The sequence below is a fragment of the Allohahella sp. A8 genome, assembly GCF_047946665.1.
Taxonomy (GTDB): domain Bacteria; phylum Pseudomonadota; class Gammaproteobacteria; order Pseudomonadales; family Oleiphilaceae; genus Allohahella.
On sequence record NZ_CP172312.1, the window covers coordinates 3,805,830 to 3,828,769 of the forward strand.

At 55.6% G+C, this 22,940-nt stretch carries 21 protein-coding genes and 1 pseudogene; 10 read left to right on the top strand and 12 right to left on the bottom strand.

Translation table 11 applies throughout. The features are described 5' to 3' along the window. The first annotated feature begins 215 nt into the window (after positions 1 to 215). The 3 genes from ACH3PB_RS17040 to ACH3PB_RS17050 all read left to right on the top strand — a co-directional run bounded on the left by ACH3PB_RS17040 (position 216) and on the right by ACH3PB_RS17050 (position 3,034). Positions 216 to 1,340: a succinylglutamate desuccinylase/aspartoacylase family protein gene (locus tag ACH3PB_RS17040; protein WP_416396640.1), complete on the top strand. Its 1,125-nt coding sequence runs from the start codon at positions 216 to 218 to the stop codon at positions 1,338 to 1,340. 167 nt (positions 1,341 to 1,507) lie between these two features. After that, positions 1,508 to 2,272: a glutathione S-transferase N-terminal domain-containing protein gene (locus tag ACH3PB_RS17045; protein WP_416396641.1), complete on the top strand. Its 765-nt coding sequence runs from the start codon at positions 1,508 to 1,510 to the stop codon at positions 2,270 to 2,272. A 51-nt stretch (positions 2,273 to 2,323) separates the two neighbouring features. Next, on the top strand, positions 2,324 to 3,034 hold the full coding sequence (locus ACH3PB_RS17050) for a flavin reductase family protein (protein ID WP_416396642.1): 711 nt from the start codon (positions 2,324 to 2,326) through the stop codon (positions 3,032 to 3,034). On the opposite strand, the gene ACH3PB_RS17055 is transcribed toward ACH3PB_RS17050, so the two are convergent. Next, on the bottom strand, positions 2,971 to 4,047 hold the full coding sequence (locus tag ACH3PB_RS17055) for an FHA domain-containing protein (protein WP_416396643.1): 1,077 nt from the start codon (positions 4,045 to 4,047) through the stop codon (positions 2,971 to 2,973). The genes ACH3PB_RS17050 and ACH3PB_RS17055 overlap by 64 nt on opposite strands. A 129-nt stretch (positions 4,048 to 4,176) precedes the next feature. On the opposite strand from ACH3PB_RS17055, the gene ACH3PB_RS17060 reads away from it, so the two are divergent. Together ACH3PB_RS17060 and ACH3PB_RS17065 are read left to right on the top strand one after the other, a co-directional pair. Then, positions 4,177 to 4,941 (top strand): PP2C family protein-serine/threonine phosphatase, encoded by a 765-nt coding sequence (locus ACH3PB_RS17060; protein WP_416396644.1) that lies wholly within the window; start codon positions 4,177 to 4,179, stop codon positions 4,939 to 4,941. Then, the gene (locus ACH3PB_RS17065; RefSeq protein WP_416396645.1) at positions 4,941 to 6,854 is read left to right on the top strand and encodes a protein kinase domain-containing protein; all 1,914 of its coding nucleotides are present in this window, start codon (positions 4,941 to 4,943) and stop codon (positions 6,852 to 6,854) included. Before ACH3PB_RS17060 ends, ACH3PB_RS17065 begins: the two co-directional genes overlap by 1 nt. A 21-nt stretch (positions 6,855 to 6,875) precedes the next feature. Here ACH3PB_RS17065 and ACH3PB_RS17070 read toward each other — a convergent pair whose 3' ends face one another. After that, on the bottom strand, positions 6,876 to 9,023 hold the full coding sequence (locus ACH3PB_RS17070; protein WP_416396646.1) for an RNB domain-containing ribonuclease: 2,148 nt from the start codon (positions 9,021 to 9,023) through the stop codon (positions 6,876 to 6,878). A gap of 241 nt (positions 9,024 to 9,264) precedes the next feature. On the opposite strand from ACH3PB_RS17070, the gene ACH3PB_RS17075 reads away from it, so the two are divergent. Continuing rightward, positions 9,265 to 10,287, top strand: a complete 1,023-nt coding sequence (locus ACH3PB_RS17075) for a putative solute-binding protein (protein ID WP_416396647.1) — start codon at positions 9,265 to 9,267, stop codon at positions 10,285 to 10,287. 6 nt (positions 10,288 to 10,293) lie between these two features. Here ACH3PB_RS17075 and cobC read toward each other — a convergent pair whose 3' ends face one another. From cobC to ACH3PB_RS17100, 5 genes are all read right to left on the bottom strand, one after another. Next, positions 10,294 to 10,923 carry an alpha-ribazole phosphatase family protein gene (gene cobC, locus ACH3PB_RS17080; protein WP_416396648.1) on the bottom strand — a complete coding sequence of 210 codons (630 nt, stop codon included), beginning with the start codon at positions 10,921 to 10,923 and terminating at the stop codon, positions 10,294 to 10,296. Next, on the bottom strand, positions 10,920 to 11,678 hold the full coding sequence (locus ACH3PB_RS17085; RefSeq protein ID WP_416396649.1) for an adenosylcobinamide-GDP ribazoletransferase: 759 nt from the start codon (positions 11,676 to 11,678) through the stop codon (positions 10,920 to 10,922). Before ACH3PB_RS17085 ends, cobC begins: the two co-directional genes overlap by 4 nt. A gap of 56 nt (positions 11,679 to 11,734) precedes the next feature. Next, positions 11,735 to 12,862 carry a nicotinate-nucleotide--dimethylbenzimidazole phosphoribosyltransferase gene (cobT, locus tag ACH3PB_RS17090; protein WP_416396650.1) on the bottom strand — a complete coding sequence of 376 codons (1,128 nt, stop codon included), beginning with the start codon at positions 12,860 to 12,862 and terminating at the stop codon, positions 11,735 to 11,737. Between the two features lie 64 nt (positions 12,863 to 12,926). Next, positions 12,927 to 13,346, bottom strand: a complete 420-nt coding sequence (locus ACH3PB_RS17095) for a DUF4351 domain-containing protein (protein ID WP_416396651.1) — start codon at positions 13,344 to 13,346, stop codon at positions 12,927 to 12,929. Between the two features lie 46 nt (positions 13,347 to 13,392). Continuing rightward, positions 13,393 to 13,605 carry a hypothetical protein gene (locus ACH3PB_RS17100; RefSeq protein ID WP_416396652.1) on the bottom strand — a complete coding sequence of 71 codons (213 nt, stop codon included), beginning with the start codon at positions 13,603 to 13,605 and terminating at the stop codon, positions 13,393 to 13,395. A gap of 394 nt (positions 13,606 to 13,999) precedes the next feature. Here ACH3PB_RS17100 and ACH3PB_RS17105 point away from each other — a divergent pair, with 394 nt between their 5' ends. The 3 genes from ACH3PB_RS17105 to ACH3PB_RS17115 all read left to right on the top strand — a co-directional run bounded on the left by ACH3PB_RS17105 (position 14,000) and on the right by ACH3PB_RS17115 (position 14,985). Next, positions 14,000 to 14,185, top strand: coding sequence for a hypothetical protein (locus ACH3PB_RS17105; protein WP_416396653.1), 186 nt, complete (start codon positions 14,000 to 14,002; stop codon positions 14,183 to 14,185). Between the two features lie 147 nt (positions 14,186 to 14,332). Beyond that, positions 14,333 to 14,623, top strand: coding sequence for a nucleotidyltransferase family protein (locus ACH3PB_RS17110; protein WP_416396654.1), 291 nt, complete (start codon positions 14,333 to 14,335; stop codon positions 14,621 to 14,623). Next, entirely contained in the window at positions 14,620 to 14,985 is a 366-nt protein-coding gene (locus ACH3PB_RS17115) for a DUF86 domain-containing protein (protein WP_416396655.1), read from the top strand. The genes ACH3PB_RS17110 and ACH3PB_RS17115 overlap by 4 nt, the downstream gene beginning before the upstream one ends. 639 nt (positions 14,986 to 15,624) lie before the next feature. Here ACH3PB_RS17115 and ACH3PB_RS17120 read toward each other — a convergent pair. The 3 genes from ACH3PB_RS17120 to ACH3PB_RS17130 form a co-directional block, all read right to left on the bottom strand. Then, positions 15,625 to 16,452, bottom strand: a complete 828-nt coding sequence (locus ACH3PB_RS17120; protein WP_416396656.1) for a hypothetical protein — start codon at positions 16,450 to 16,452, stop codon at positions 15,625 to 15,627. Positions 16,453 to 16,778: 326 nt separating this feature from the next. Beyond that, positions 16,779 to 17,231 carry a hypothetical protein gene (locus ACH3PB_RS17125; RefSeq protein ID WP_416396657.1) on the bottom strand — a complete coding sequence of 151 codons (453 nt, stop codon included), beginning with the start codon at positions 17,229 to 17,231 and terminating at the stop codon, positions 16,779 to 16,781. 225 nt (positions 17,232 to 17,456) lie between these two features. After that, positions 17,457 to 18,026: a hypothetical protein gene (locus ACH3PB_RS17130; protein ID WP_416396658.1), complete on the bottom strand. Its 570-nt coding sequence runs from the start codon at positions 18,024 to 18,026 to the stop codon at positions 17,457 to 17,459. 303 nt (positions 18,027 to 18,329) lie between these two features. Here ACH3PB_RS17130 and ACH3PB_RS17135 point away from each other — a divergent pair. Next, positions 18,330 to 19,589 (top strand): annotated as a pseudogene (locus ACH3PB_RS17135) (IS256 family transposase). A gap of 816 nt (positions 19,590 to 20,405) precedes the next feature. On the opposite strand, the gene ACH3PB_RS17140 reads toward ACH3PB_RS17135, so the two are convergent. Both ACH3PB_RS17140 and ACH3PB_RS17145 read right to left on the bottom strand, forming a co-directional pair. Next, a complete protein-coding gene (locus tag ACH3PB_RS17140) occupies positions 20,406 to 21,098 on the bottom strand; it encodes a tyrosine-type recombinase/integrase (RefSeq protein ID WP_416396659.1) in 693 nt (230 codons plus the stop codon). A 43-nt stretch (positions 21,099 to 21,141) separates the two neighbouring features. Continuing rightward, a complete protein-coding gene (locus ACH3PB_RS17145; protein WP_416396660.1) occupies positions 21,142 to 22,773 on the bottom strand; it encodes a pentapeptide repeat-containing protein in 1,632 nt (543 codons plus the stop codon). Positions 22,774 to 22,940 lie beyond the last annotated feature (167 nt).

The following is a 22,940-nucleotide window of genomic DNA, read 5'->3' on the forward strand; positions in this document are numbered from 1 at the left end:
AAGCCATATCGGCCGGCCAGCAGAATGAACACGGTCAACTATGCTGAAGCAATGGGCTGAAGCAATGGATAGTTACCCGCGTCGAACGCTGTTTCGTAAAAATTTGTATAGCTGCCACGCTATCAACAGAGCATGACGCCTGTCTATGATCGGGTTAACGTATTGATCATCTATTCAGCCAAACCTTCGCCAATTCCTTCGATTCGGAGTTCGACATGCAGACTGAAACCATTCCTCTCTGGTCTCCAGCGCCAGGCACACGTCGCGAGCTGCTGGTGTACCGCTTCGGCAGCGATGCTTCCACGGGGCCTGTGGCTTATCTCCAGGCGGGGCTGCATGCGGATGAATGGCCAGGCCTGCTCGTACTGCAACACCTGATTCCCTTGCTGACGAAAGCGGAGGCGGAGGGTCGGCTGAAGGGGCGGATCATACTGGTGCCGTTCGCCAATCCGGTCGGCATGTCGCAGAACATATTCGGGTATGTGACCGGCCGGTTTGACCTGACCGGGCGCGGTAATTTCAATCGCAATTTTCCCACCTTCAATGTGGGCGAGTTCGAGATCGACGCGCTGCCCGATGATCTCGGACCCGGTTTTCGTGAGTTTCTCAAGCAGTCGCTGCAATCGCGCTATCCTGACAACGAAACCGATTACCTGAAACAGCTGTTGCTCGGCTTGGCGCTGGAAGCGGATTTTGTCTTCGATCTCCACTGCGATGATTACACGGCAGCCCATGCCTACTGTGCTGATTTTCAGCAAGCCAAGGCGGCGGAGGTGGCTGGCATACTCGGTTTCACCCATCTGTTTACCGAACCGCTGGACGGGGTGATCGCGTTCGACGGGAGCGCGTTGAAGCCCTGGTACGATCTGTTGGCAGCCACTGGCAATACGCAGCTCGCAGCTGAAATGCCGCTGGCGATGACCCTGGAGTACCGAGGCCAGATCGACGTCGATGATGCGCTGGCAGAGGATGATGCCGAGCGCCTTGCAAGCGTTCTACAACACTGTGGTGTCATTGCCGGCGTCCAGCCGGAGCCGAGATTTTGCGAGGTGGAGATCTCTCCATTGCAGGCGGTCGACACTGTGTATGCGCCCGAAACTGGCCTGCTGGTTTTCCGGCGGCAGCTCGGTGAGCGCCTGAAAACAGGCGAGCATTATGCTGATATCGTGCGCATTGACCAGCTGCCACCGCACAACAGATTGGCGTTACGGGCGAGAACGGATGGCGTGCTGATGGGCTTGAGTCACCGCCGGCTGGTCAGACCTGGCGACCAGATCGCCAAGGTGGCCGGCACCGAAGCCCTGGCACATCGCCGACCGGGTTCGCTGTTACAGATCTGACGATAGCGCAAGTGACTGAAATATCACAAAACCTGCGGCGAAGGCTGTTAGTATGCCGAGTAGACGCATCGTTTATACCAGAGCGAAATGCTGACACTAGCCATGGTCGAGCTGCTGTAATACAGTTCGGCCTCTTCAAGTACGTATGACCTGTCTTCGGAGCCAGTATGAATCCCCAGACCCTTGATGTCGCTTCCTCCATACTGGCCTCTACTGCCAGGCTCTGGCGCGGCACAATGGCTTCGCCACGACCGCGTGCGGAGAACCCCGAGCTGCAACTCTTCGACCGAGAGGGCTGCATCGAGTGTCGCCTCGTAAGAGAAGCGCTATCGGAACTGAATCTGGACGCTCAGATCTTCCCCTTTCCGCTCCGTGGCCAGCGCTACCTCGAAGACCTCAAGTCCCGTTCCGGCAGTACGCGTGTGCCTTTCCTGTTCAACCCGCAGACCAGCAAGGGCTACGCGGGCGCCAGCGAGATCATTAATTTTCTGTTCGAAACCTATTCGCGTCGCGATGTTCCGCTGCCACTTCGGGAAGGCCTCATCAGCCGGTGGATGTCACATGCTGCCACAGTGATCCGTGGCAATCGCGGCGTAACCGCCAGCCCTTCGCGGCCCGCGGACAAGCCGCTGACCCTGTATAGTTTCGAGTCCAGCCCCTATTCGCGTCTGGTTCGGGAGCGGCTGACTGAGCTCGAGTTGGCTTACACCCTTATCAATCTGAGCAAGCAGCAGATCGCTGACCTGGGGCCAGCCACCCAGCGTCTACATGTCGGCAAGTATGAACCCTTGCCTGGTAGCAAGCGTGAAGCCTTCCTGCGCAAGCATGGTCGAGTGCAGGTGCCCTATCTCGAAGACCCCAACACCGGCGTGGCCCTGTTCGAGTCAGCACGCATCCTGCAGTATCTCAACGACCAGTACAGTCGGGGCTGAGATCTTCCGGTTGTCCGGACGAGATTATAATCATCAGGGAGCAGGCATCGTATGACTGAACTTGCATTGAAGCTGGACGATAGCACGCTGGCGCCAGGGGATTGTCATCAGGTGAGTGAAGCGATGCTGCAGCAGATGGACCATCGCTATCGGGCCACGCTGATCAATTCAATCAGCGGATACAAGAGTGCCAACCTGATTGGCACCGTAGACGCGGCAGGACAGACCAATGTTTCCATTATCAGTTCCTGCGTACACCTTGGCGCAGATCCCGCACTGATTGGACTGGTCATACGACCGCACTCGGTTGACCGGCATTCGCTGGAGAACCTGCTGAGTACCGGCTATTACACCATCAATCATGTTCATATCGACATGGTCGAGGCTGCTCATCAGACATCGGCGCGTTACGACAAGACGGCGTCCGAGTTCGAGGCCACGGGTCTGAGCGAGCAATGGCTGGAGGATTTTACAGCGCCATTTGTGGCTGAATCACGGCTGAAGTTCGGGGTTCGGTTCAGACAGCACATTCCGTTGGAGATCAACGGCACTGAGTTCATCATCGGAGAGATCTGTCGCATCATCCTGCCAGGTGGCGTGGTCAATGCTGACGGTTATCTCGATCTTGAGGCTGCCGGAACGGCTACGGTGACTGGTCTTGACAGTTATCACCGCGGCCAGAGGCTGGCACGCTATAGCTACGCCAAGACGGATCGCCCGCTGTCTAAGATCGATGTGCCCACCAGTGCGTCAAAAGACTGAGTCAGCGCGGCAGGCAATTCAGCATCGACCGCACCTGAAAAAACCAGCACCGTCGCAATGACGGCCAGCGTCAGCATGATAATCGCGATGAATAGCGCGGGCGAACGCTTCTTTTCTGATGCCAGCTCAGTCATGGGGTCACGGTCGCCGAGCACAGCATCGAAGTTGATATCATGTGGTCGCTCCGCTGCTGGTGGCACTGGGTGGGCCGTCGAATGGTGAGTGATTTCCGCAATTTTCTGGGTGCCAGTCTCCCCAGCTGAGTTGTTTTGACCATTTCTCGGCTTGTCCTTGACGTTGCTGACTACTGCCGGAATCGGTCGAATCACCGTTTTGCCATGATCATCATCGGGACCTTCGACAACGAAGGTCACCACGTCGAACTTCAGCTTGTCCCCAGGGCGTGCGCGCCCCTGGGTGATGCGTTCCCCATTCAGAAAGGTTCCATTGGTAGAGCCGAGATCCTTGACCAGCAGAAACTGACCGGCAACCTGGAGCTGTGCATGCTGTCGCGACAGATGCGACACGGGCACCGCAATGTCGGCGGCTTCGTCACGGCCGACAATAGCAACGCCATGAATGGGATAGAGCGGTTGCTTGGCCCAACTGGCATTGGTCCTCAGTCCCCACAGTGCCTGCCCCTGTCTGCCTGGGCGAGCGCCCTGCTTCTGCAGATTTGGTGAGGTGGCGTCTGCGCTGCTGAAAGGCTGGGCATCACTGCCGGCATCGGCTGCCCGCAGTAATTTGATCTTGACGTTCCCAATGACGATCACATCGTCAGGTTTGACGATGACTGCCTTCCTCACCTTCTTGCCATTCAGGCCGGTTCGGTAGTCAGGATTCATGTTGATCAGATAAACGTTGCCATCCTTGAGTCTCATTTCGGCATGGAAGGGCTGGACGCTGTCCTGGCGCAGGCAAATCGAGTTCTGATCGTCAGAGCCGATTGTCATGTGCGCGTTCACTAGCCACACCGGAGGTCTGCTGCCGTCAGTAAAGTGCAGTTTCAACATGCCTGGATCCTGTGTCATGTCGTCGAATTTGAACGTGTGTTCAACAGTATAGAATCAGCTGCCAGTTTTGCAGCGCAGAGGACAGCATTGGCTATACTAATTCCTCTCAACCATAGATACGGATCCAATGTGCTCGTAGCATTTGTCAGTGATCAGGGGGATCGAAGAGCCAATCAGGACAACGCGATCGTTGACATCCGACAGGGGCTCTATGCTGTGCTCGACGGGGTTGGCGGCGGCGACAGCGGTGAGTTGGCGAGCGCGCTGGCGGCCGTGACCTTCCGTGACGAAGTGTGTGGCAGCGGCGCCGGTCTCGAACCGGCCGTACAGGCCGCGCACGAAGCGCTGGTTGATTTCGCCGCCCAAAGCGGGATTGAAACCTATTGTGCCACCACCATAGCGGCCGTGCAGGAGACCAGTCACGGCATGCTCGCGGTCTGGGCTGGCGACAGCCGCATTTACCGGCTCACACAGGATCGGCTGGAGCAGGTCTCTACCGATCACGCCGATGCCGAAGGCGCACTCACCCAGGCGCTGGGCCATCCATCACTGGCTTACATAGCATCAGGCTCATCTTGCTATGCGGCTGAGCCGGGCGCTCGCTGGCTCATCTGTAGCGACGGGCTCTTCAGAGGGCTAGAGTCCGAGGACATTGCGCGTTTGCTAGGTGCCCCGCTCGATGTTGGTCAGATTACCGAGTCGTTGTTGCGCGCTGCGCTCGACGCTGATCCTGGTGACAACATCACGCTGATCGTGCTCGAAGAGGAGGCGGGACCATCAAAGTCGGGCGGTGATGATGAAGAGCCTCTACGTGCGCACCGTGAAATCGAGCAGAAGCGGCCAAAATCGCCGCTGGACTGGCTCCGGACGCTAGGCATGGGGCGGGACGGATAATGGGCCTGCAGGGTTACAAACGCCTCAGCAAGCTGGGCGAAGGCGGCATGGCAACCGTGTATCGCGGTGTGCAGGAGTCTCTGCAGAGACCCGTGGCCATCAAGGTGCTTGCCGCAAATCTGGCGGATGAACCTGAAGTGCTGCAGCGCTTCGAAGCCGAATCCATGATCATCGCGCAGCTGAATCATCCTCACATCATCCACGTCATCGACAAGGGCCTTACGGCGGATGGCCAGCCTTACTTCGTCATGGAGTTCGTCGAGGGGATGACCCTGGAAGATGCCATCAACCGCGACAAGCTGGACAACGCCAAGAAGCTCGAAGTGCTGGTGCAGGTCTGCAAGGCGCTGAGCTATGCACACAAGAACGGCGTGATTCATCGTGATATCAAGCCGGCGAACGTATTGCTGGACAAGGCCTGGGAGGTGCGTATTGCCGACTTCGGCATTGCACACTTTTTCACCGACAGCCTGGCCCAGACCCGGCCCGGTGCGAGCAGCCGTTCGTCGGCGGCTGGTGCATCGCTGACAATGGGGACCTCAGCTTATATGGCGCCGGAACTACTGGCCTCAGGGCAGGCGAGCGAGCGCAGCGACCTCTACGCACTCGGCGTTATGATGTATGAACTCTTTACCGGCATCGTGCCTGCACCAGGGGCTCCCGGCGCCCACGAGGTGGTACCGGATATCGAGCTCGGCCTGTCGGAGCTGATCGCAAGCTGCATGGCCGAGGAGGTGGACGACCGACCAATGTCCGCCGATGACGTCCACCGGGACCTGCTCTTCCTCTCTCAGGGGCAGCATCTAAGCCCGCGACAGCGAGTCGACGCTGATCGGAACATCAGTGTCCTCATCGAAACGTATCCTGGAAGCGAGTTTTCTGTACTGGATGTGCTGAAAGACGAGCCCAGCTCGGCAGTTTTCCTGTACGAGGATCAAACCAGGGAGGTCCTGTATATCGTCAAACGCCTGAGCCTGCAGTCAGCAGGCTTACGCGAGCACAAGATTCTCGCACGGCACCCACATCCAAACATCGTGACCGTACATGGCGTGAGTACGCACGGTGACAAGGCCAGCATTATCATGGCTTACATGGAGGGCGGCACGCTGGCGGACCAGATCGGTCCGAAAATCGCGCCTTCGAAGGCATTCGAATGGGGCGCGGCCATTGCCCAGGGCCTGAAATTCGCCCATAAGCACAAGGTCTACCACGGTAATCTGAGGCCATCCGCCATTTTCATGGACGACGAGACCGTAGTGAGGCTCAGTGGCTTTGGCATACCATCGGAGAGCGACAGCCGGCCAGCAGATCAGTCGCGCGGTCGGCCTGATGCCGTAGCTGCTCAGGCTGATATGAAGTCGCTTGGCGCAATACTCTGGCAAGCGCTTACGGGGTCGTCGCCAGAGCTTCGCCACATACCGAAGCCAGAATCTTCAACAGGGAAAGTGGGCAACACTGTGCGGCTGCGGACGACGCGAGGACGGACTGCTGTCGTGTCCGATGGTCTTGGCGATCTACCAGAGTCTTTGAGGCGTGTACTGGACCGCCTGCTGAGCGACGACCCCAAGGAAATCTATCCCACAATTGATGCGGCCGCGATCGACCTGGCCACAGCGAGCAAGGATGCGCGCCTGCTGGAAAAACAGGTGAAAGTCGATGCCATCAAGCGAGAAGCGGCAAAGGTGGCGAAAACGTCACAGCGGCTCGATCGCGCTCGCACCGGCCGCAAGCTGATATTACCCGCAATTCTGATTCTACTGAGCACCGCAGCTGTTGCACTGGAATTGTACAATGGCTATTTCAGCACCCAAGTGTGGCCAGTCGCCAGACACTACATCGAGGACATGCAGGCCAGTGAGGTCTGGCGCCAGCATGTGACGCCTCTACTGGAGCATGTGGCGCCCGGGAGCTGACTCCGCTCATGCGGCAGAGCGTTAGTCTTCAGAGGCCTCTGAGGCATCAGAGGTCTGTTCGTCCGTAGCCTCTGATACGACCTGATCTGCCACAGCGGCTTTCTGCCGGGGCGCTTTAGCTTCTTTGGGTGCAGCCGCTTCCTCGGGGGTGTCGGCCAGTACAGCATCGGCCAGGTCGAACAGGATTCGACCATTGTCCTTGTCTACGCCGCGAACGATCACGTCGACAGATTGATCAAGCATGAAGCTGATGTGCTGGCCCACCTGCCTGAAGTAGGTGCTGTCGAGCCGGAACTTGGCCTGAGGTAGCGCACCCAGATCGACGAAGCCCTCAACACCATTGTCCTCAATTCGCGCGACGAATCCAGAACCGTTCACCTGAACGATCGTGGCCGTGAAACGCTGGCCTGAGAGGCTTTCGGCGAAATGCTGTTGCAGCTTCTGTTCGGCGAGCGCCACTGCGCGACGTCCATTGAGTAAATTGGCGCTCAGTGTGTCGATATCGACCTTGTCTGCCGAAAACCGTCCGTCGCCGATAAGCGCAGAGAGCACCCGCTGTGTGCAAAGATCAGCATACTTTCTCAGTGGCGAGGTCACCGTCAGGTACTGGTCCAGGCCCATCGAGTGATGCGGCGCCGGCGTCGTGCCGAGACGACTCCGCGTCTGCAGACGGCTGAGTATGGCGAACACTGGCAGCTCGGATTCAAGTGACTGAGCGGCCTTCATGATGGTGGTATAACCTTCGAGCGTCGACGGATCCGGCGCTGGATCAGCGGCTGCAAGTTCTGGCAGCTGCTCACGAATGATGTGTCTGACCTGCTTGAGCCGCTCGGGCTTGAAGCCGGCGTGTTCGGAGAAGATGGCCGTCGAAGACTCAGCAACCAGCCGTCTGGCGGTCTCGAGATTGGTGCGGACCATGCATTCTTCGATCAGGCGCTCAGCCGGCCCTGGTATTTCCTTGCGGACAGACTGAATCTTGCCTTCATCATTGAGCGTGACTCTGTAATCAGGACGATGGTCCATGAGCAGAGCCTGATCACGCCGCCATTGACGTAGCACATCAGCAAGTGCCAGTGCATCAGCGAACTGTGCTGTCACGGCTTCAGGCAGCCCTGTTTCAGAGCCTTCCGAAGACTGCTGCCAGGCGTTCAGCTGGGAATAGCTGACCTTTGCCTGACTGCGTATCACCGCCTGCTCGAACTCGATGCGCGTATCTGCAAGCAGGTTGCCATCCGCACCGATCAACAGTGTGGCCACCATGGCGAGCCGCGCCTGATCCTGCTGCAGTGAGCACCACTGATGCGACAGCGTGCCGGGGAGCATGGCCACGGTCTTGTGCGGAAAGTACCAGCTGCTCGCGAGCTGTGCTGCTTCCGAGTCCAGATCGGAGCTCGGGTCAACCCATGCTGCCACATCGGTAATGGCAACCTTGAGTATCCAGTGGCCGTCCTCTGCTCTGCGAATGAGCAGCGCATCGTCCATATCCTGAGTACTTTCACCGTCTATGGTGAAAAAGGGCTCTGCCGTGAGATCAGTGCGGCCGGCCGACTTCTGCTCAAAGCGGGCTTCACACGTGGCGTGTTCGGGTCGGGTCTTGCCCGGCCGGATGTTGAACACTTCCTGGGCCAGCTTGGTCTCTATCCCAGACGTCTGGTCATTACCAAGAACGCGCAGAACTTCAGTCTGCGCACGACCATCAGGGAAGGGGTGCTTGAGCAGGCGTGCCACGATGTAGTCACCCGGCTTCGCCGTCTTGCGCTTTTTCGGCGTGATGAACAGTCTGCGCTCGCTGCCTTCGATGTGCGTCTCTACGAAGTGGCCTTTGCCCTTCTGCACGTAGCGGCCAGTAAAGTAGCGGGCTGAAGATTGCAGAACAGAAATGACTGTTGCGACATCCCGACCCTTGGAGTCCTGGCTGATCTCTGCAAGCACGGTGTCTCCCGGCAGAATCTTCAGCATTTCGGCCGGACTGAGGAAGGCTTCCTTCGGTCGCTTATTCGCGGATTTCTCACCCTGAGCAGCCGACTCTGCAGCGTCCTCGGCAGGCTTGATTGTCAGGAAGCCAAAGCTCCCGTTGCTGCCACGAACGACGCCTTCGAACTGGTTGTTCGACTGCCGAATGGTGCTCTTGAGTTCACGTAACTGACTGAGGGCTGAGATATCGAGCATGAAATCTGTACTGTGATTGATGAATGAAAACGCCAGCGATGGTACCCCTTTCGCGCAGGCAAGGCTATGAAAAGCGCCGCTGCGGTCCGCCGCTGACCACAGCCACGGCAAATACGCGCGCTATCGACCTGTTTTGTGGACTCGGTTACAAGTTTTTACAAACTGGTCCTATACACTATGGGTCCGGATAGACCGGTCGCCCAGAACCGGTTGTCTCAATCAGGAAACAGGAAGAATCCTTATGCAACTATCAACTGGCGTGCGGGCCGCAGCCGCTGCCTGTGTAATCGGCTTGGGCGCGAGCCTGCTGGCAACTGCCGCAAGTGCTGCAGAAAAACGCTCTGTATGCATCTTCGATCCACTCGGCGCAACCGGGCCTATCTTTACGCTGACCAAGGCGACCAAGGTCAAGGCGCTGGGCTGGGGCTATGACCTCGAACTCCGTGCCTATACCGATGAAAAGATTGCGTCTGACGACTTTCTGGCCGGCCAGTGCGACGCAGCCCTGCTGACCGACGTGCGGGCTCGCGAATTCAACCGCTTCACCGGCACGCTGGTTGCCGTCGGTGCCATTCCTGGCTACGACGAACTGTCGACACTGCTGCAGACACTCAGCTCGCCGAAAGCAGCGCCACTGATGAAGTCTGAAAACTACGAGATAGCCGGTATCGCACCTGCAGGCGCCATCTACGTGCTGCTGCGCGATCGCGCCATCGACAGCGTCGAGAAGATCCAGGGCAAGAAGATTGCCACACTGGACTACGATCCTGCGGCTGTGGCTATGGTTCGTCACGTCGGCGGCAGTGTCGTCAGCGCCACCACATCGAGCTTCGCCGGCAAGTTCAACAACGGCAGTGTGGACGTAGCCTACGCGCCAGCTGTCGCCTACCAGCCAATGGAGCTGTACAAGGGTGTCGAGCCGAATGGCTCGGTATTCAACTACAACTTCGCGCAGATGACCTTCCAGCTGGTGGTGACTGCAGACAAGTTCTCCGACAGCTTCAAGCAGAACATGCGTGAGTACTACCAGAGCCGTTTCGGCGAGTTCATGGATATCGTGAAGAAGGCTGAGGCTGAAATTCCTGCAAACGTCTGGGTTCAGCCATCCGGCGAACAGGCTGCCGGCTTCGACAGCATGCTGAAGGATGTCCGCATCTCGCTTCGGGATGAAGGCGTCTATCATCCAAAGATGCTCAAGCTGATGCAGAAAGTTCGCTGTCAGTCTGAGGCAACCAAGGCTGAGTGCGTAGACGGTCGCGAATAGGCGTCGTCAGTTCGCTCGATGCGGAGGCTTTAGCAGGTGCACGGAACCAAACTCCGGGCTCAGGCTGAAGGCCTCCCGCCTTGCAAGACCGTTGACGTGCGCATGCAGGCAGCGGATTACCCCACTGTGTGTGACAACGACTTCGACTGAATCGCCCGTCCTGGCCTCAGTTACCGCGATCAGCGCATCCAGAAAGGCGCAGGTCCTCTCGAAGAGCTGCGGAAAACTTTCACCATTCGGTGTAGCCTGAGTTTCCCAGTTGTCTCCCCATGTTTCTCCACCTGCGTCGCGGATGCCAAGCCAGGTCTGATTTTCCCAATCCCCAAAGTTCATTTCCCTGAGCCGATCGTCAAAGCTGATGGGCCCCTGGATTGCCAAGGCAAGCTCGCTACTTGAGCCGAGTCGCTGACGAATGTGACTGGCAAGTCTGCTGCATCTGGATAATGGGCTGCTGTGAATATTCACGGGATAATGGGCACCATCGACGCCTTTGCCGTGCTCGTTCAGTAGCCTTTTGAGACCTTCAACCACGGCTTCAGCCTCTTCTACAAAGCTCGCTGCAAGCTGAACATCACTGTGGCCGTATATCGTACCTGGCGGTACCGCCACGCGGGTGTGACGAACGAGGACGATCACAGTTGGCTCATGAAAATAAGCAGAATCGTCAGCTCGGAAAGCTGCTGCAAGCCACCGAGACAATCACCGGTATAACCACCCAGGCGGTTCTGTAGCGCCTGCTGGAAAAAGAACAGCAGCGCGGCAAGCGCAACGATCGCGACCAGTGCCGTGCCGAACGACTCGATGATCACTGCTGATAGCGCGAGGCAGACAAGGCCGGTGACGAGCAGGCTATTCCTGTTCAACAGGCTCAGCTTGTGGGCGACCGGACGCACTTTCGAGCTGGCATCTTCACGTGCATAGGGCAGGATGCCGATGAGCAGCGCGGCATTGCAGCGGCTGACCACGGCTGCAGCGATGAAGATCGTCAGCACCTCACCAGCCGACAGCGCTGCCAGTGCACTCAGCAGGCTCACCTTCAACAGTATCGCCAGTATCAGCGCCAACGCCCCATAGGTGCCGATGCGACTGTCTTTCATAATGTCCAGGCGCTGACTCACGGTCTGGCCGCCGCCTAGACCGTCCACCATGTCGGCCAGTCCATCCTCATGGAAAGCGCCGGTCAGCAGTGCCGAACAAGTGGCAGCGACCACCGCTGCAGCGAAGGCCTGCTGAGGCCCGAGTATCGCGATCATAGCCAAAAACGCCAGGCCGCTGAGCAGCCCCACTACAAGGCCGACTGCTGGAAAGTAGCGTGTGCAGGCACTGAGGTCTGACTCTCTGAAAGCCAGGGGGAGCCGGACTGGCAGGCGCGAGTAGAACTGGAATGCCATCGCACAGAGGTGGAGTTCGTACTGCAGCCCCTGGCGCGACGTTGGCCCCTCTGGCCTCACGCTGGCCCGGAGACGCTGGCGGTATCGAAACTGGCCATCTGGCTCATGATGGCGCAGGCGCTCTGCAGCAGGGGAATGGCCAGTGCACAGCCTGTGCCTTCGCCCAGACGAAGATCAAGGCTCAGGAGTGGCCTAGCCTTCAGCCAGTCCAGAACGGGCTGATGCCCCTGCTCGTTGGAACTGTGACAGAAGACTGCATAGCCGCGAAGGGCGGGCGCCAGGCGCTGTGCAACGAGAAATGCGGCAGTCGCAATGAAACCATCGACGAGGATAACGGCACCATGACGGGCTGTCGTGAGCATGGCACCCACCATCGCGGCGATCTCGAAGCCGCCGAAATACTGTAACAAGCGCAGGGCCGCTTCGGGGTCGCTGTCATCGGTCAGCGGACGGCAGCCAAGGTGGTGCTCGAGGCAGGCCTTCAGCACCGAGTGCTTGTGCGCCATCATGATATCACTCAACCCGGTGCCACGGCCGGTGCAACGCTCGAGGTCAATGCCGGTGAACAGGTGACTCAGCATACTTGCCGACGAGGTATTACCGATGCCCATCTCGCCGAAGCCAAGCACATTGGCGCCGGCCTGAAGGTGCACCTGACTCTCTGCTATGCCAAGCCCGATTGCGGCAAGGCACTGTTCCGTTGTCATGGCTGGCTGCTTTGAGAAATCAGCCGTGCCGGGACCGATCTTGCGATCCAGCAAGGGTAAGCTTCGTCGTTGCTTAGCATCGAACTCGTGGTCGACGCCGGCATCGACCACTGTGAGGTCAAGATCGTGCTGAGCGCAGAAGACTGAAATTGCCGCACCGCCACTGCAGATATTCTCAACCATCTGCCAGGTCACGTCCTTGGGGTAGGCGCTGACGCCAGCGGCGGTGATGCCATGATCAGCAGCAAACAGTAGCATGGCAGGCTTGAGCAGATACGGCGACAGCGTCTTCTGAATCAGACCAAGCTGCAAAGCCAGGGCTTCAAGCCGCCCGAGCGCGCCGATTGGCTTCGTGAGATGGTCGAGCTTGCGCTGGAGCGCAGCTTCAAAGACCGGGTCGGCTGTGTCGTGTATGCTGGCAATGATAGCCTCGAGAGTCGCCAGTGCGAGCGGCTCTGAAGATCCGGAATACTGCATTAAATGACCTATCTCAGCGAATGTCCGGGAAACTCAAGACGTTTAGCCAGCACTGCCACTTGCCTCAATCCAACACTGCGGCAAGAGAATCTGCATCCAGTACACGATCAAGCCAAACTTCCAGCTGGACCAAGGTCGCTGAATCTATCTGCTGTAGCACATCGGCCGGCAGTTCGCCGAAGCGCTTGGTAAGCAGGCGCTTTAGCGTTCGTGCCTCGCCAAGTTCGATGCCGCGCTCCAGCCCTTGTTCCAGTCCTTCCTTCAAACCAGCTTGCCGATGCAGGTGGCTCCACTCCTTCACTCGTTCGCTTAGCATGGTATGCATCTCCGTTAGATCCTGAATTGCGGTCAGGTTGTCCAGGCGCTCGAGTTCCTGATGAGTATACCTGTTTTCGTCAATCAGGAGATACTTCAGGTCGGGCTGATAGCACCGTAGCCCCTCTGGCATAGGTCGGCCCCCGATAAAATCTGCTTTGGTTTCCATAGTGGCCTCTTCCACTGCTGACTGCGCTCGGATTAGACGCGAAAAACTAGAGGCTGTTTAGCCGGCGTTTCAATAACAGTCGTGCCAGGCCGCTCGCAATAGCACAAGTTAGAAAGATGCCTGCCATGATCAGTGCGATCGATGGCGTATTTCCGGCCGCGCGATACTCGAACAATGCATAAACAGCCAATGCAATGAAGAGGGTCGCCAATACCATCAGGTGAACACTCATCTTCGTTAGAAGGGATTTTTTACTCATGCCCATGTCCTGTTAAATTGCCTGCCAGAGCGAGCGCAACTTCGCCGCGTTGACCTCGCAGATTTCTTAGGTCATTCCATATGCAGGGCGAAGTGTGACGGTCGCCCAGTCATCCACTGACGCCCGTCGAGCATCAACAGCCAGCGCTTGTGCGACATCAATTTGCCAGCGATTATCGTAGAGCGCTTGGCCAGCAGTAGCCAGATCTGAAGGCTCGAAACTTCTCATTGAACCCTTTGTCTCAGTCTCTGTCTTAGTCTCCCGTCTACTTCCCACGCGCATTACTCAGTCAACGAGCTTGCAACACCATCAGAAAAACGCAAACAAATACGGCGGAAATGCTGACCGTGATCAATGCCGGTCCTCCTTGTACTAGCCGCTGACAACGGGCCAGTTGACTTCAGCGAAGCGCTTCAGTACGGAGAAGGCAACTGGACATTCCAAGCGAACGTCAAGCGCGCCGGATGCAGCGCAGGCACTGCTCGACACAGCCGACCGTGCCTTTCCAGGCTACAGCGCGGCCGTTCACGGCCAGGGCTATCTGGATCTGGAATCGGCACTCAAGGCACTCGCGCCTTGAGTCATTGCAGCCTGCGCTAGTGAGCACAGGCTGCATCCCTCCAGCACTGACCCGAGCTTGGTAAGCCAGACACAAACGCGTTTATTGTTTCTTTCCATCAAACGTCCACCTATCATGAATCAGCATTCGGTTACAGGAGAAGAAACCATGAAACCCTCAGAAGCCCTGTCATCAAACCGTGCTGCAATTCGGCAGGTGGTCAACGCTCACCGCGCCTGCAACGCTCGGGTGTTTGGTTCTGTTCTACGCGGGCAAGACACTGACAGCAGCGATCTAGACATCCTTATCGACCCAACCCCGGACACCACACTGTTCGACATTGGTGCGATTCGTCACGAACTCGGCAAGCTCCTCGGCGTACCCGTGGACGTACTAACGCCCAACGCATTGCCTGACAACTTTCGAGCTACAGTGCTCGCAGAAGCGCAACCAATATGACCCGTGACCAACAACGCCTTGACGACTACCTCGCTCATATAATCGAGGCCATTGATCGCATCGACCGCTACACCGCAGACATGGAAGAAATCGCATTTCTCAACAACCTGCTCGTACAGGATGCAGTAATCCGAAATTTCGAGATCATCGGCGAAGCCAGCAACAACATCAACAAGCACTACCCAGACTTTGCCGCTTCTCATCCAGAACTGCCGCTGTCATTCGCCTATCAAATGCGTAACGCCCTATCTCACGGCTATTTCAAGGTGGACTTGGGAATAGTCTGGAGAACCATCCAGCGCGATCTTCCGACCTTGCACGCGCATGTCAAGTCCGCAAAATCAACCCTCAGCGACCAGTAAACTGGAGACATGGACTACCACCAACTGGCTTAAGGATCGGCAAGTGTTCGCAGGATGTGAGCAGTTGAATCGCGAGCGTACATTCTCGGACGTTACTGCCACAACTTTCCATACCCAGCTTCGATACAAACGATGCACCACGCCGCATAGGGAATTGGTCGCTCGTCATTCATCCAGCGCCTCACATTTCGTCCAGACGTATTGATACGTCTCCCGAACTCTTCACCAGACCAATTAGCTCGGCTCATGACAACTCTTAATTCTTGACCTGAGGGACTAGTCCACTGCCCAGCCGAGAGAAAACAACTGCTCCGTATCTCTGTAGAGCCTACAGCGTTAAAAACTGCTTCGGTTTCCATAGTGGCCCCTTCCATTGTTGATTGCGCTCGGATTAGACGCGAAAACTAGAGGCTGTTGAGCCGGCGTTTCAAGAAAAATCGGGCCAGGCCGCTCGCTATAGCACAGGCTACAAAGATGCCTGCCATCAGCAGTGCGATCGATGGCGTATTTTCGGCGGCGCGATACTCAAGCAATGAGTAAACAGCCAGTCCGATGAAGACGGTCGACATGTTGGGAAACGTGAAAAAAAATTTGCGGCGCTGGTAAACAAGGCTAGCTTCAAGCTAGCCACCTATATGTTTAGAGAATGAAGGGGGTCCACTCGTCTGTCGCCGACTCTCTTGCTGCACCAATACCTGGCGACATTTCGTCCAATGCGTTCAAACTGGCATCAATTCTGGCAGCCTCGCCTAGCGTAATTTCTCTAGATTGTTCAGCTTTGTGATCTTCTGGCCCACAAAGGAAGCGCCACATTCCTTCATTTTTATCACGCGAAACATACAAGATTGGCGCTTGCTCATCGAGTACGTGGCTACAGACCATACCTGAAGCGTTTTCTAGATTTGAAGATCTGTAACTGCTGCTGCAGTTTAGCTCTGGAAACTCAAGTGACGACATCGAAACAGAGAACTCTTGCGTGAATTCATCATCTCCAAAATAGGACTGCGCGTGCGCACCGACCCATATGATTTTGAATCGCTTAGAGTCACCAATCCGTTCGAAACGTATTTTGTGCTTTGCGACATTGTCATGACCGAGCACGTATGATTGAAAAGCAAGGTCTTCCCAGTCTTCAACAGTTTCAGGGTTCGGGTCCACCAACAGCTCTAGACCATCTAAAAACTCCGGGCTGAATTCTGCCGCTTCGCACACTCTGAATCCGCCACCGTGCCACTCGCTCGTAGATATCGTACAAGAATGATAGTTATTCCAGAGCGTTGGCGAAGCCCAGGCAGATAAATCATCCTCATCCTCGTGAACACGGCGTTCTGAGTAGTATCTCGCGGATTTGAGATGAATACCAAACCAGACATCCCCGTCAGTCTCTACCGCAGACCATCTGAACCTTTCCACAGGATGGCCTTCTGGCCAAGGATTGCCCGGGAAGTAGATTCTGTCATGTTCCATACGTAGCTCCTCATGCCAGCTAAGCGCTGACCCCAATGCAGGCTGCATTCCTGCGGCTCGTGCATTCTACTCAAGGACTACGTCTGGGGGAAACGCTTGAGTGATGGGTTGGAGCAAGACAGGCTGGGCGCGTGTTGTCAGTTTGACGTCGGTGATCTTCAAGAGACGCGAAGAAACCAGTAACCCCCGAAGTTATGGACTTGCTCATAACTCATTTCTGGAGGCAGTTCTCCTCGTATTCCAATACTGTTGGAAACGCCTTTCATGCTCACACACCGGTCGCTCATGCTCTCAGTGCCGATACCGGTACAGCCCCACTTGAAACTTTAGCTCAGCAGATTGATAGCGCTGTAATAACCCACGGAAAGCGAGACAACGATAAGAAAGGTGAAGATGACAACGAGTAGTAGCCATGCAATCCAGCCTTGGCTATTCCAGTTTGATGGCAAGATACGACTGATCCGGTACCTATACGAGATACTAATAGCTGCATAAATGATAATCATAACCACCGAGCAGGCATAGACTCCGACCTTTGCGAAAATGAAAAGTAGACCGTCTTCTAACCCATTTTCCGAAAAATAATTTCCAGTCAGAATGGCCATAGAAAGGATAAGAGCGAATAGAACCGTCGCAGCGGCTACCATACTCATCCAATCAGCAAGTAAGCCTCCAATAGGCTCATAAATTTTCGTGAACCCCTTTTCGTGGACAGTTGCGTGAGCTCCTGGTCCTATACCTTGTTGTTCTTTTCTAAGCTCAGCCTCTTGATTACTCATAACTTTCTCTCGTTATTTTCTTATGCTGAAACTATATAGCCAGCTACACCGAAACTGTCAGGACCGCGACGGCACCGTTTTCCATTGAAGTGGGGCTGCCAAAGGAACGAGCTCTCTCTCGGCGCTTGCCGATAGTGGGCTGCACTACCAAGCAGATCAGAGGGCTCTGCAGTGTGCCCTGAAACGAGTCACTGAAAAATCGTACCAGTAACACAGCTGTCGGATTCAGCTGTCTGCCGGTGCTGGGGTTGCTTGAGAAGGCACAGCTAACGGAACGGCAACACCAGTAGTCGAAATCGACTTTACCTCAATTGACGAGTCGAAAAGCTTGTTCAGGAGATCAAGCATCTGGTTAGTCGAAATCGCTCTGTTGACATGCAGCTGGCACAAACCAAACAGACCAATACTGAGATAAGTGGCGCGTTCAGAATTTGTCCGTAAGGCCACGATGTCATTTGCCAGTTTGATCGCCAAGGCTTTTTCATCACTGGTGCTATTTGGAGAAAGATCCACGCCCTTTAAAAGGCCCACTAAAGCCTCACTGGCATTCAGCTCGCCACCTTGATTGTGAAAGACTTCAGCGCCCTGAACACATCCATAACCATTTTTATCAAGAATTGCTGCGGTATTCTTCGGGCTCCAGATAAAGATTTTTGACGTTTGATTTCCTGTGTCTTTTTCATAGAAGCCAGCAAATGTCATCATCGGTTTGGTTTCACCAAACCATGTGCCATAGGCACTGCAGCCATTGAGCGTTATAAGTAACAGCGTTGAGACGAGTAGTTTAACTTTCATAATTGAGTTGCCTCGTAAATCATGGATAGGGACCGATGAAGCATGTGCCTAGACCTCATGCGCGACTTCAGGTCTACTCAATTACATCAACCACGCGCTACAAATTCCGGGTAAACGGTATTTGTCAATCAACCATAACAAATTTTAACCCATTGTAAAAAGCAGTTGTGTCATTAACCAGACAGAGTACGGCCAGCGCGGTTCCCGAGGTATGGTGGTTTCTGGTGTATGAGCAGGAGGGAGAGCGGTGTATCTTGTTGATTGATCTTGGCGGATCACAATCGACAGAGGACACACCGCTTTATGAAGAATACCGTTGTTCAACTCACGGAACCAGAGCCAACTGACGCACTTCAGGCGATCCTGAAGGAAGGCGCGAGGAAGCTGCTCGAGCAAGCTGTTTCAGCAGAGCTAGCAGAGCTAGCAGAGCTGCTCGAGCAGCACCGCTCTTTAAAAACTGAGGACAACAGGCAAGCCATCGTGCGCAATGGTTATCTGCCAGAGCGTACGATTCAGACCGGTCTCGGTGATGTGCCAGTCAAGGTGCCGAAGGTCCGAGACCGCAGCGGCTCAGGCATCAGATTCAACAGCAAGTTGATACCGCCGTATCTGAAGCGCACGAAGAATATTGAAGAGCTACTGCCCTGGTTATATCTGCGGGGCATCTCGACTGGTGACTTCTCGGAGTCGCTCAAGCACCTATTGGGTAAGGATGCACCTGGACTCTCGGCAGGTACCATCAGTCGTCTGAAGGCGAGTTGGGAGGATGACCTGAAGGTCTGGCGACAGCGAGATCTGAGCAAGGAGCGATATGTCTACATCTGGGCCGACGGCATACACACCAACGTTCGTATGGACGACAAGCTGTGCTTGCTCGTGGTCATTGGCTCTGACGAGACCGGCCGCAAGGAGCTACTGGCGCTGCATGACGGGCATCGCGAGTCGACCCAGAGCTGGGAAGAGGTCCTGGTCGACCTTCAACAGCGAGGCCTGAAACAGCAGCCCAAGCTGGCTGTAGGCGACGGGGCCATGGGCTTCTGGGCCGCTGTCCACAAGCACTGGCCGCAGACAGATCGGCAGCGCTGCTGGGTGCACAAGACCGTGAACGTGCTCGAGAAGCTACCGAAGTCGATGCAACCAAAGGTGAAGGAGGCGATCCATGATGTCTGGCAGGCAGAGACTCGCGAGAAGGCCTACAAAGCTTTCGACAACTGCATCGCACGCTTCGAGGTGAAGTACCCGAAGGCCATGAGCTGTCTGCAAAAGGACAAGGCAGAGATGCTGTCCTTTTACGATTATCCAGCTCAGCACTGGCCGCATATCAGGACGACAAATCCTATCGAGTCTGCCTTCGCTACTGTCAGGCTACGAACGACAAGGTCCAAGAACTGCGGCAGCCGTCTAACGACGCTGACAATGGCCTTCAAGCTGATGGAGTCGGCGCAGAGTCGCTGAAGAAGATTACGAGGTTACGAATTACTGGCTGCCGTCATCACAGGTGTCAGCTTCAAGGATGGTCTCAAAGAGACCGAACAGCAGGGTCAGGAACAGGAAGCCGCTTGAACTCCTGTACACCAGATTTGACTATAGCTCCTCCCTACTGTCTTACTTCTGTTTCTCGCCTCGATATCCAATTACTCGTGGGGCCAATTGGACCTGGAATGCACGATACAGCACACCACTTCACTGCAAAGTGATGGTGCCCTTACCCCTTCTAAGTGGCAGAGCAATCGAAAAACGCCCAGTTTGTTGTGAACCGCCGGAGCGGCGAAGTGACAGGTGAACTCTCGAATAGTAATGCCCATGGTCAGCGGGACATGCATAGCATATTAGGCGTTTCAGCGGTTGTGGCAGGCGTGAAAAGGCACAGCCAAGATCACTGACCGGGAGGCGTGCTAGCTGAAGCTCGCTTTTGCCTGGCGACAGGCGACTCAAGCGCAGCAATAAAAAGGGGCAGCATGCTGCCCCTGAAAACGTTAGGGTACGCTGGCCACAGCATTCACGCTGATATAGATGCCATAGCCCGTAAACTGCACATCTAGAAAGTCGTACCGAATACTGGCAACGGTTGCCAGCATTAGTACACCAAATACCATTACAAGTGCACCAAGGACCCTTGTTTTTGGTCGTCGGTCCTTATACAGTGGAGATGTCATCTTAATTTCCAATTAAAGTTGGTGAATCGTGCCTCGATCAACTTCCGATAGAAACCCCCATTCCTATCGTTGACGCAGCACGCTGAGTTGATTGGCCCTTGTACAGGCCAATCAACTTTATGTTAACATTATAAAGTGTGATGAAAAGCGATTTTAGGCGTTTTCCGCATCATTAATAGTCTTTAACTATCAAGCCTTTTCTAAACCCTCCCGCCGATCACTTTCAAAACGACATGTAGCGCATAAGATGATTGGTTTCAGTGGCCAGCACTCTTGTATAAATCTCAGTCTGTTCCAGGCTGGCGTGCCCTAGCCAATCCCGAATGACCGTGAGTGGTTCGCCGTGGAGTACCGCGTTACAGGCAAACGAATGTCTCAAGGTATGCGGATGGACCGATATAGGCAGTCGCGCTTTCTCACTGAGCAGCGAGATCCGCTTGCACCCCCACTGTCTCGTGTGCGGCAACAGTCGATCCCCAGGCTTCAAGTCATGGCCATTGATATACCGTTGCAGTTCTCGCACCAGCGTCATGTCCGTAATCGGTACCCAGCGCTTTCTGATCACATCGCGCTGCAATTTCTTTGGCCGGCCGCGTGACTTCAAACGGTCGAGCAACACGCCGGAACCCCACTCATCAGTGAGCGTCAGCTGACCTACCGTGACCGCCACCGCTTCAGAGATACGAGCCCCTGTTTGCCACAGCAGCCTGACGAGGAGGTAATCCTTTGGCGTCAGTGCGACGTCGAGGAGCTGATGCACTTCCGGCAGTAACAGGTACGGCGGCAGGTCAGATTGTACCTGCAGCGTGATCGGCCGGCGCTCGATGAGATGACCCCAGTTGATCTGCACCCGGTTTGCAAAAACTTCGGCGGAGCTTTCAGCGCCTCGTACCCCTCCGTTGGAGGCTGACTGCATAGCGGCTGGCAGCTGTGTCGAGTTTTGGTGATGGTGCATCACATCATCGCAGCCGGAACAGATTGCGCAGGCCAAGGCCCACCAGGAACAACAGAATTACCGAGATAATTGCTTGAGAGATGGCGAGTAGATTCACGTACCAGGGGATCAGCACGTCGTTACCAAAAAGCAGTTCTGCGCCTGTTTTCCGGGCGTCCGTGTTGGCGCCGTGAAATGGCACCACCTGCGCGATCGCGAAGTCCAAAGCTCCCGCCAATTTATCAAAGACGTCGAAATCTTTCGGAATGGGTACATCTATGAGCACCCCGATCAAGAGGTACAGTAGGAAGAACAGGAAGGTACATTTGAGCAAGGCGACCAGCGGTTGTCTTACATACTGCCCATAGCCGCTGACACCGTCGTACAGGCCGTGCAGCACTAAGCGCCAGCCTTTCGTGGAGTGCCAGTAGCCAGCACGCTGCTCCTTGGCATTGAAATCGAGCGCCTGGCGGTGGTCGCCAGCTTCGGTGGCAAGAATCTTCAGGCGCCGAAAACGTGCAGCGTCGTTAGCGTCGCAAACACGGTACGGCGCCGCCCATTTCTGCAGCCGAAATGGCGGCCGAATGCGGGATCTAGGCTCTGGGGTGACTCTTTCTGAATCAGGCGGGACGCTATCTGCTGTTGTGACGAACTCTCGTCTCGAGTAACAATCAAGGTGAATATCTAACGGATGGGAGAGGCGTGTTCCGCGCAAGTCTGGCACGAGCTGGCCCGACAATTTGCTGATCGTCAGCTGGCCTTCAATCACCACATCGCGCAGCGAGAAGATACTACCGTGGGCCCAATGCTCTGGCGTGAACATCAAGGCACCAGCGATCGTGGCTCCATCGAGAACGATATCGCTATGGGCGCCACGCACCTCATCAAAACTGACGCTGCGAGCTTGTAGCGTTGTTTTAGATAGATCAAGACGTGTCCAGCTGAATTGGGCGCTTTTGAAATCGAGGGCGGAGGCCTTGAGCTCCATACCCCTGAAATCGACCTTCAAGGTCGGCGTCGTTTGAGATGATCTGGCTTCTGGCCGTGAACCATTAAACATGGCGCCCTGGAAACTGAACTCACCGTCGCCAAGTTCAGTTTTACTAAAGTCCACTGACTGGGTGTTGTCGTGGTCCTCAACTGGCGAGAATCGAGCAGCATCGAACATTACCGAGTTGACAAATTTGGCTCCCGCAAAGTCCACCAGGCCACACTGAAACTTGACACGCTGAAAGATGGCCGTGGCACGGAACTGGGCGTCAGAAAATTCGACACGTCCGCCACAGAAAGTCGCATCTGAGAAATTGGGCGTGGCCTGAAAGTGGGTTGAACGGAAGTGTGCATTGCCAAGGAACTTCGCTCGTCGAAACATAACTTCGCCTTCAAAGCGGACGCCTTTAAAATTCACGCCGCGATGAAATACTGAGCGTGAAAAATCGACAGAACCGGCGCCAAAGTGAACGCCGCTGAAATCAACTGGATCGAAAAATTCGCAGTCGGTGAAGGTCAGCGTGCTGTCCAGATCTGACGAAAAGGTGTGTTTTCTAAAGTCCAGCGTCTGGTCAGACTTTGGACTTCGAAAGTGCTGCTGATGAAACCCCGGCTTCGGACCCTTATGCCGCTTGAGCATCAGGGTCCACTCATCAGGACCAGCCAACAAGGCCTCAACCAGCTCTTCGCTCTCGATCATCTCGTCGTCTCCACCTATCAATCTGCTGAATATCTCCGCCCAAGCCATTCATTATCGAAATAATTTCCCGCCGTAGTGAACATTTTTATTCCCAAGGGATTGTGGCAGATAGTTGTCATTACACCAGGGCTAAT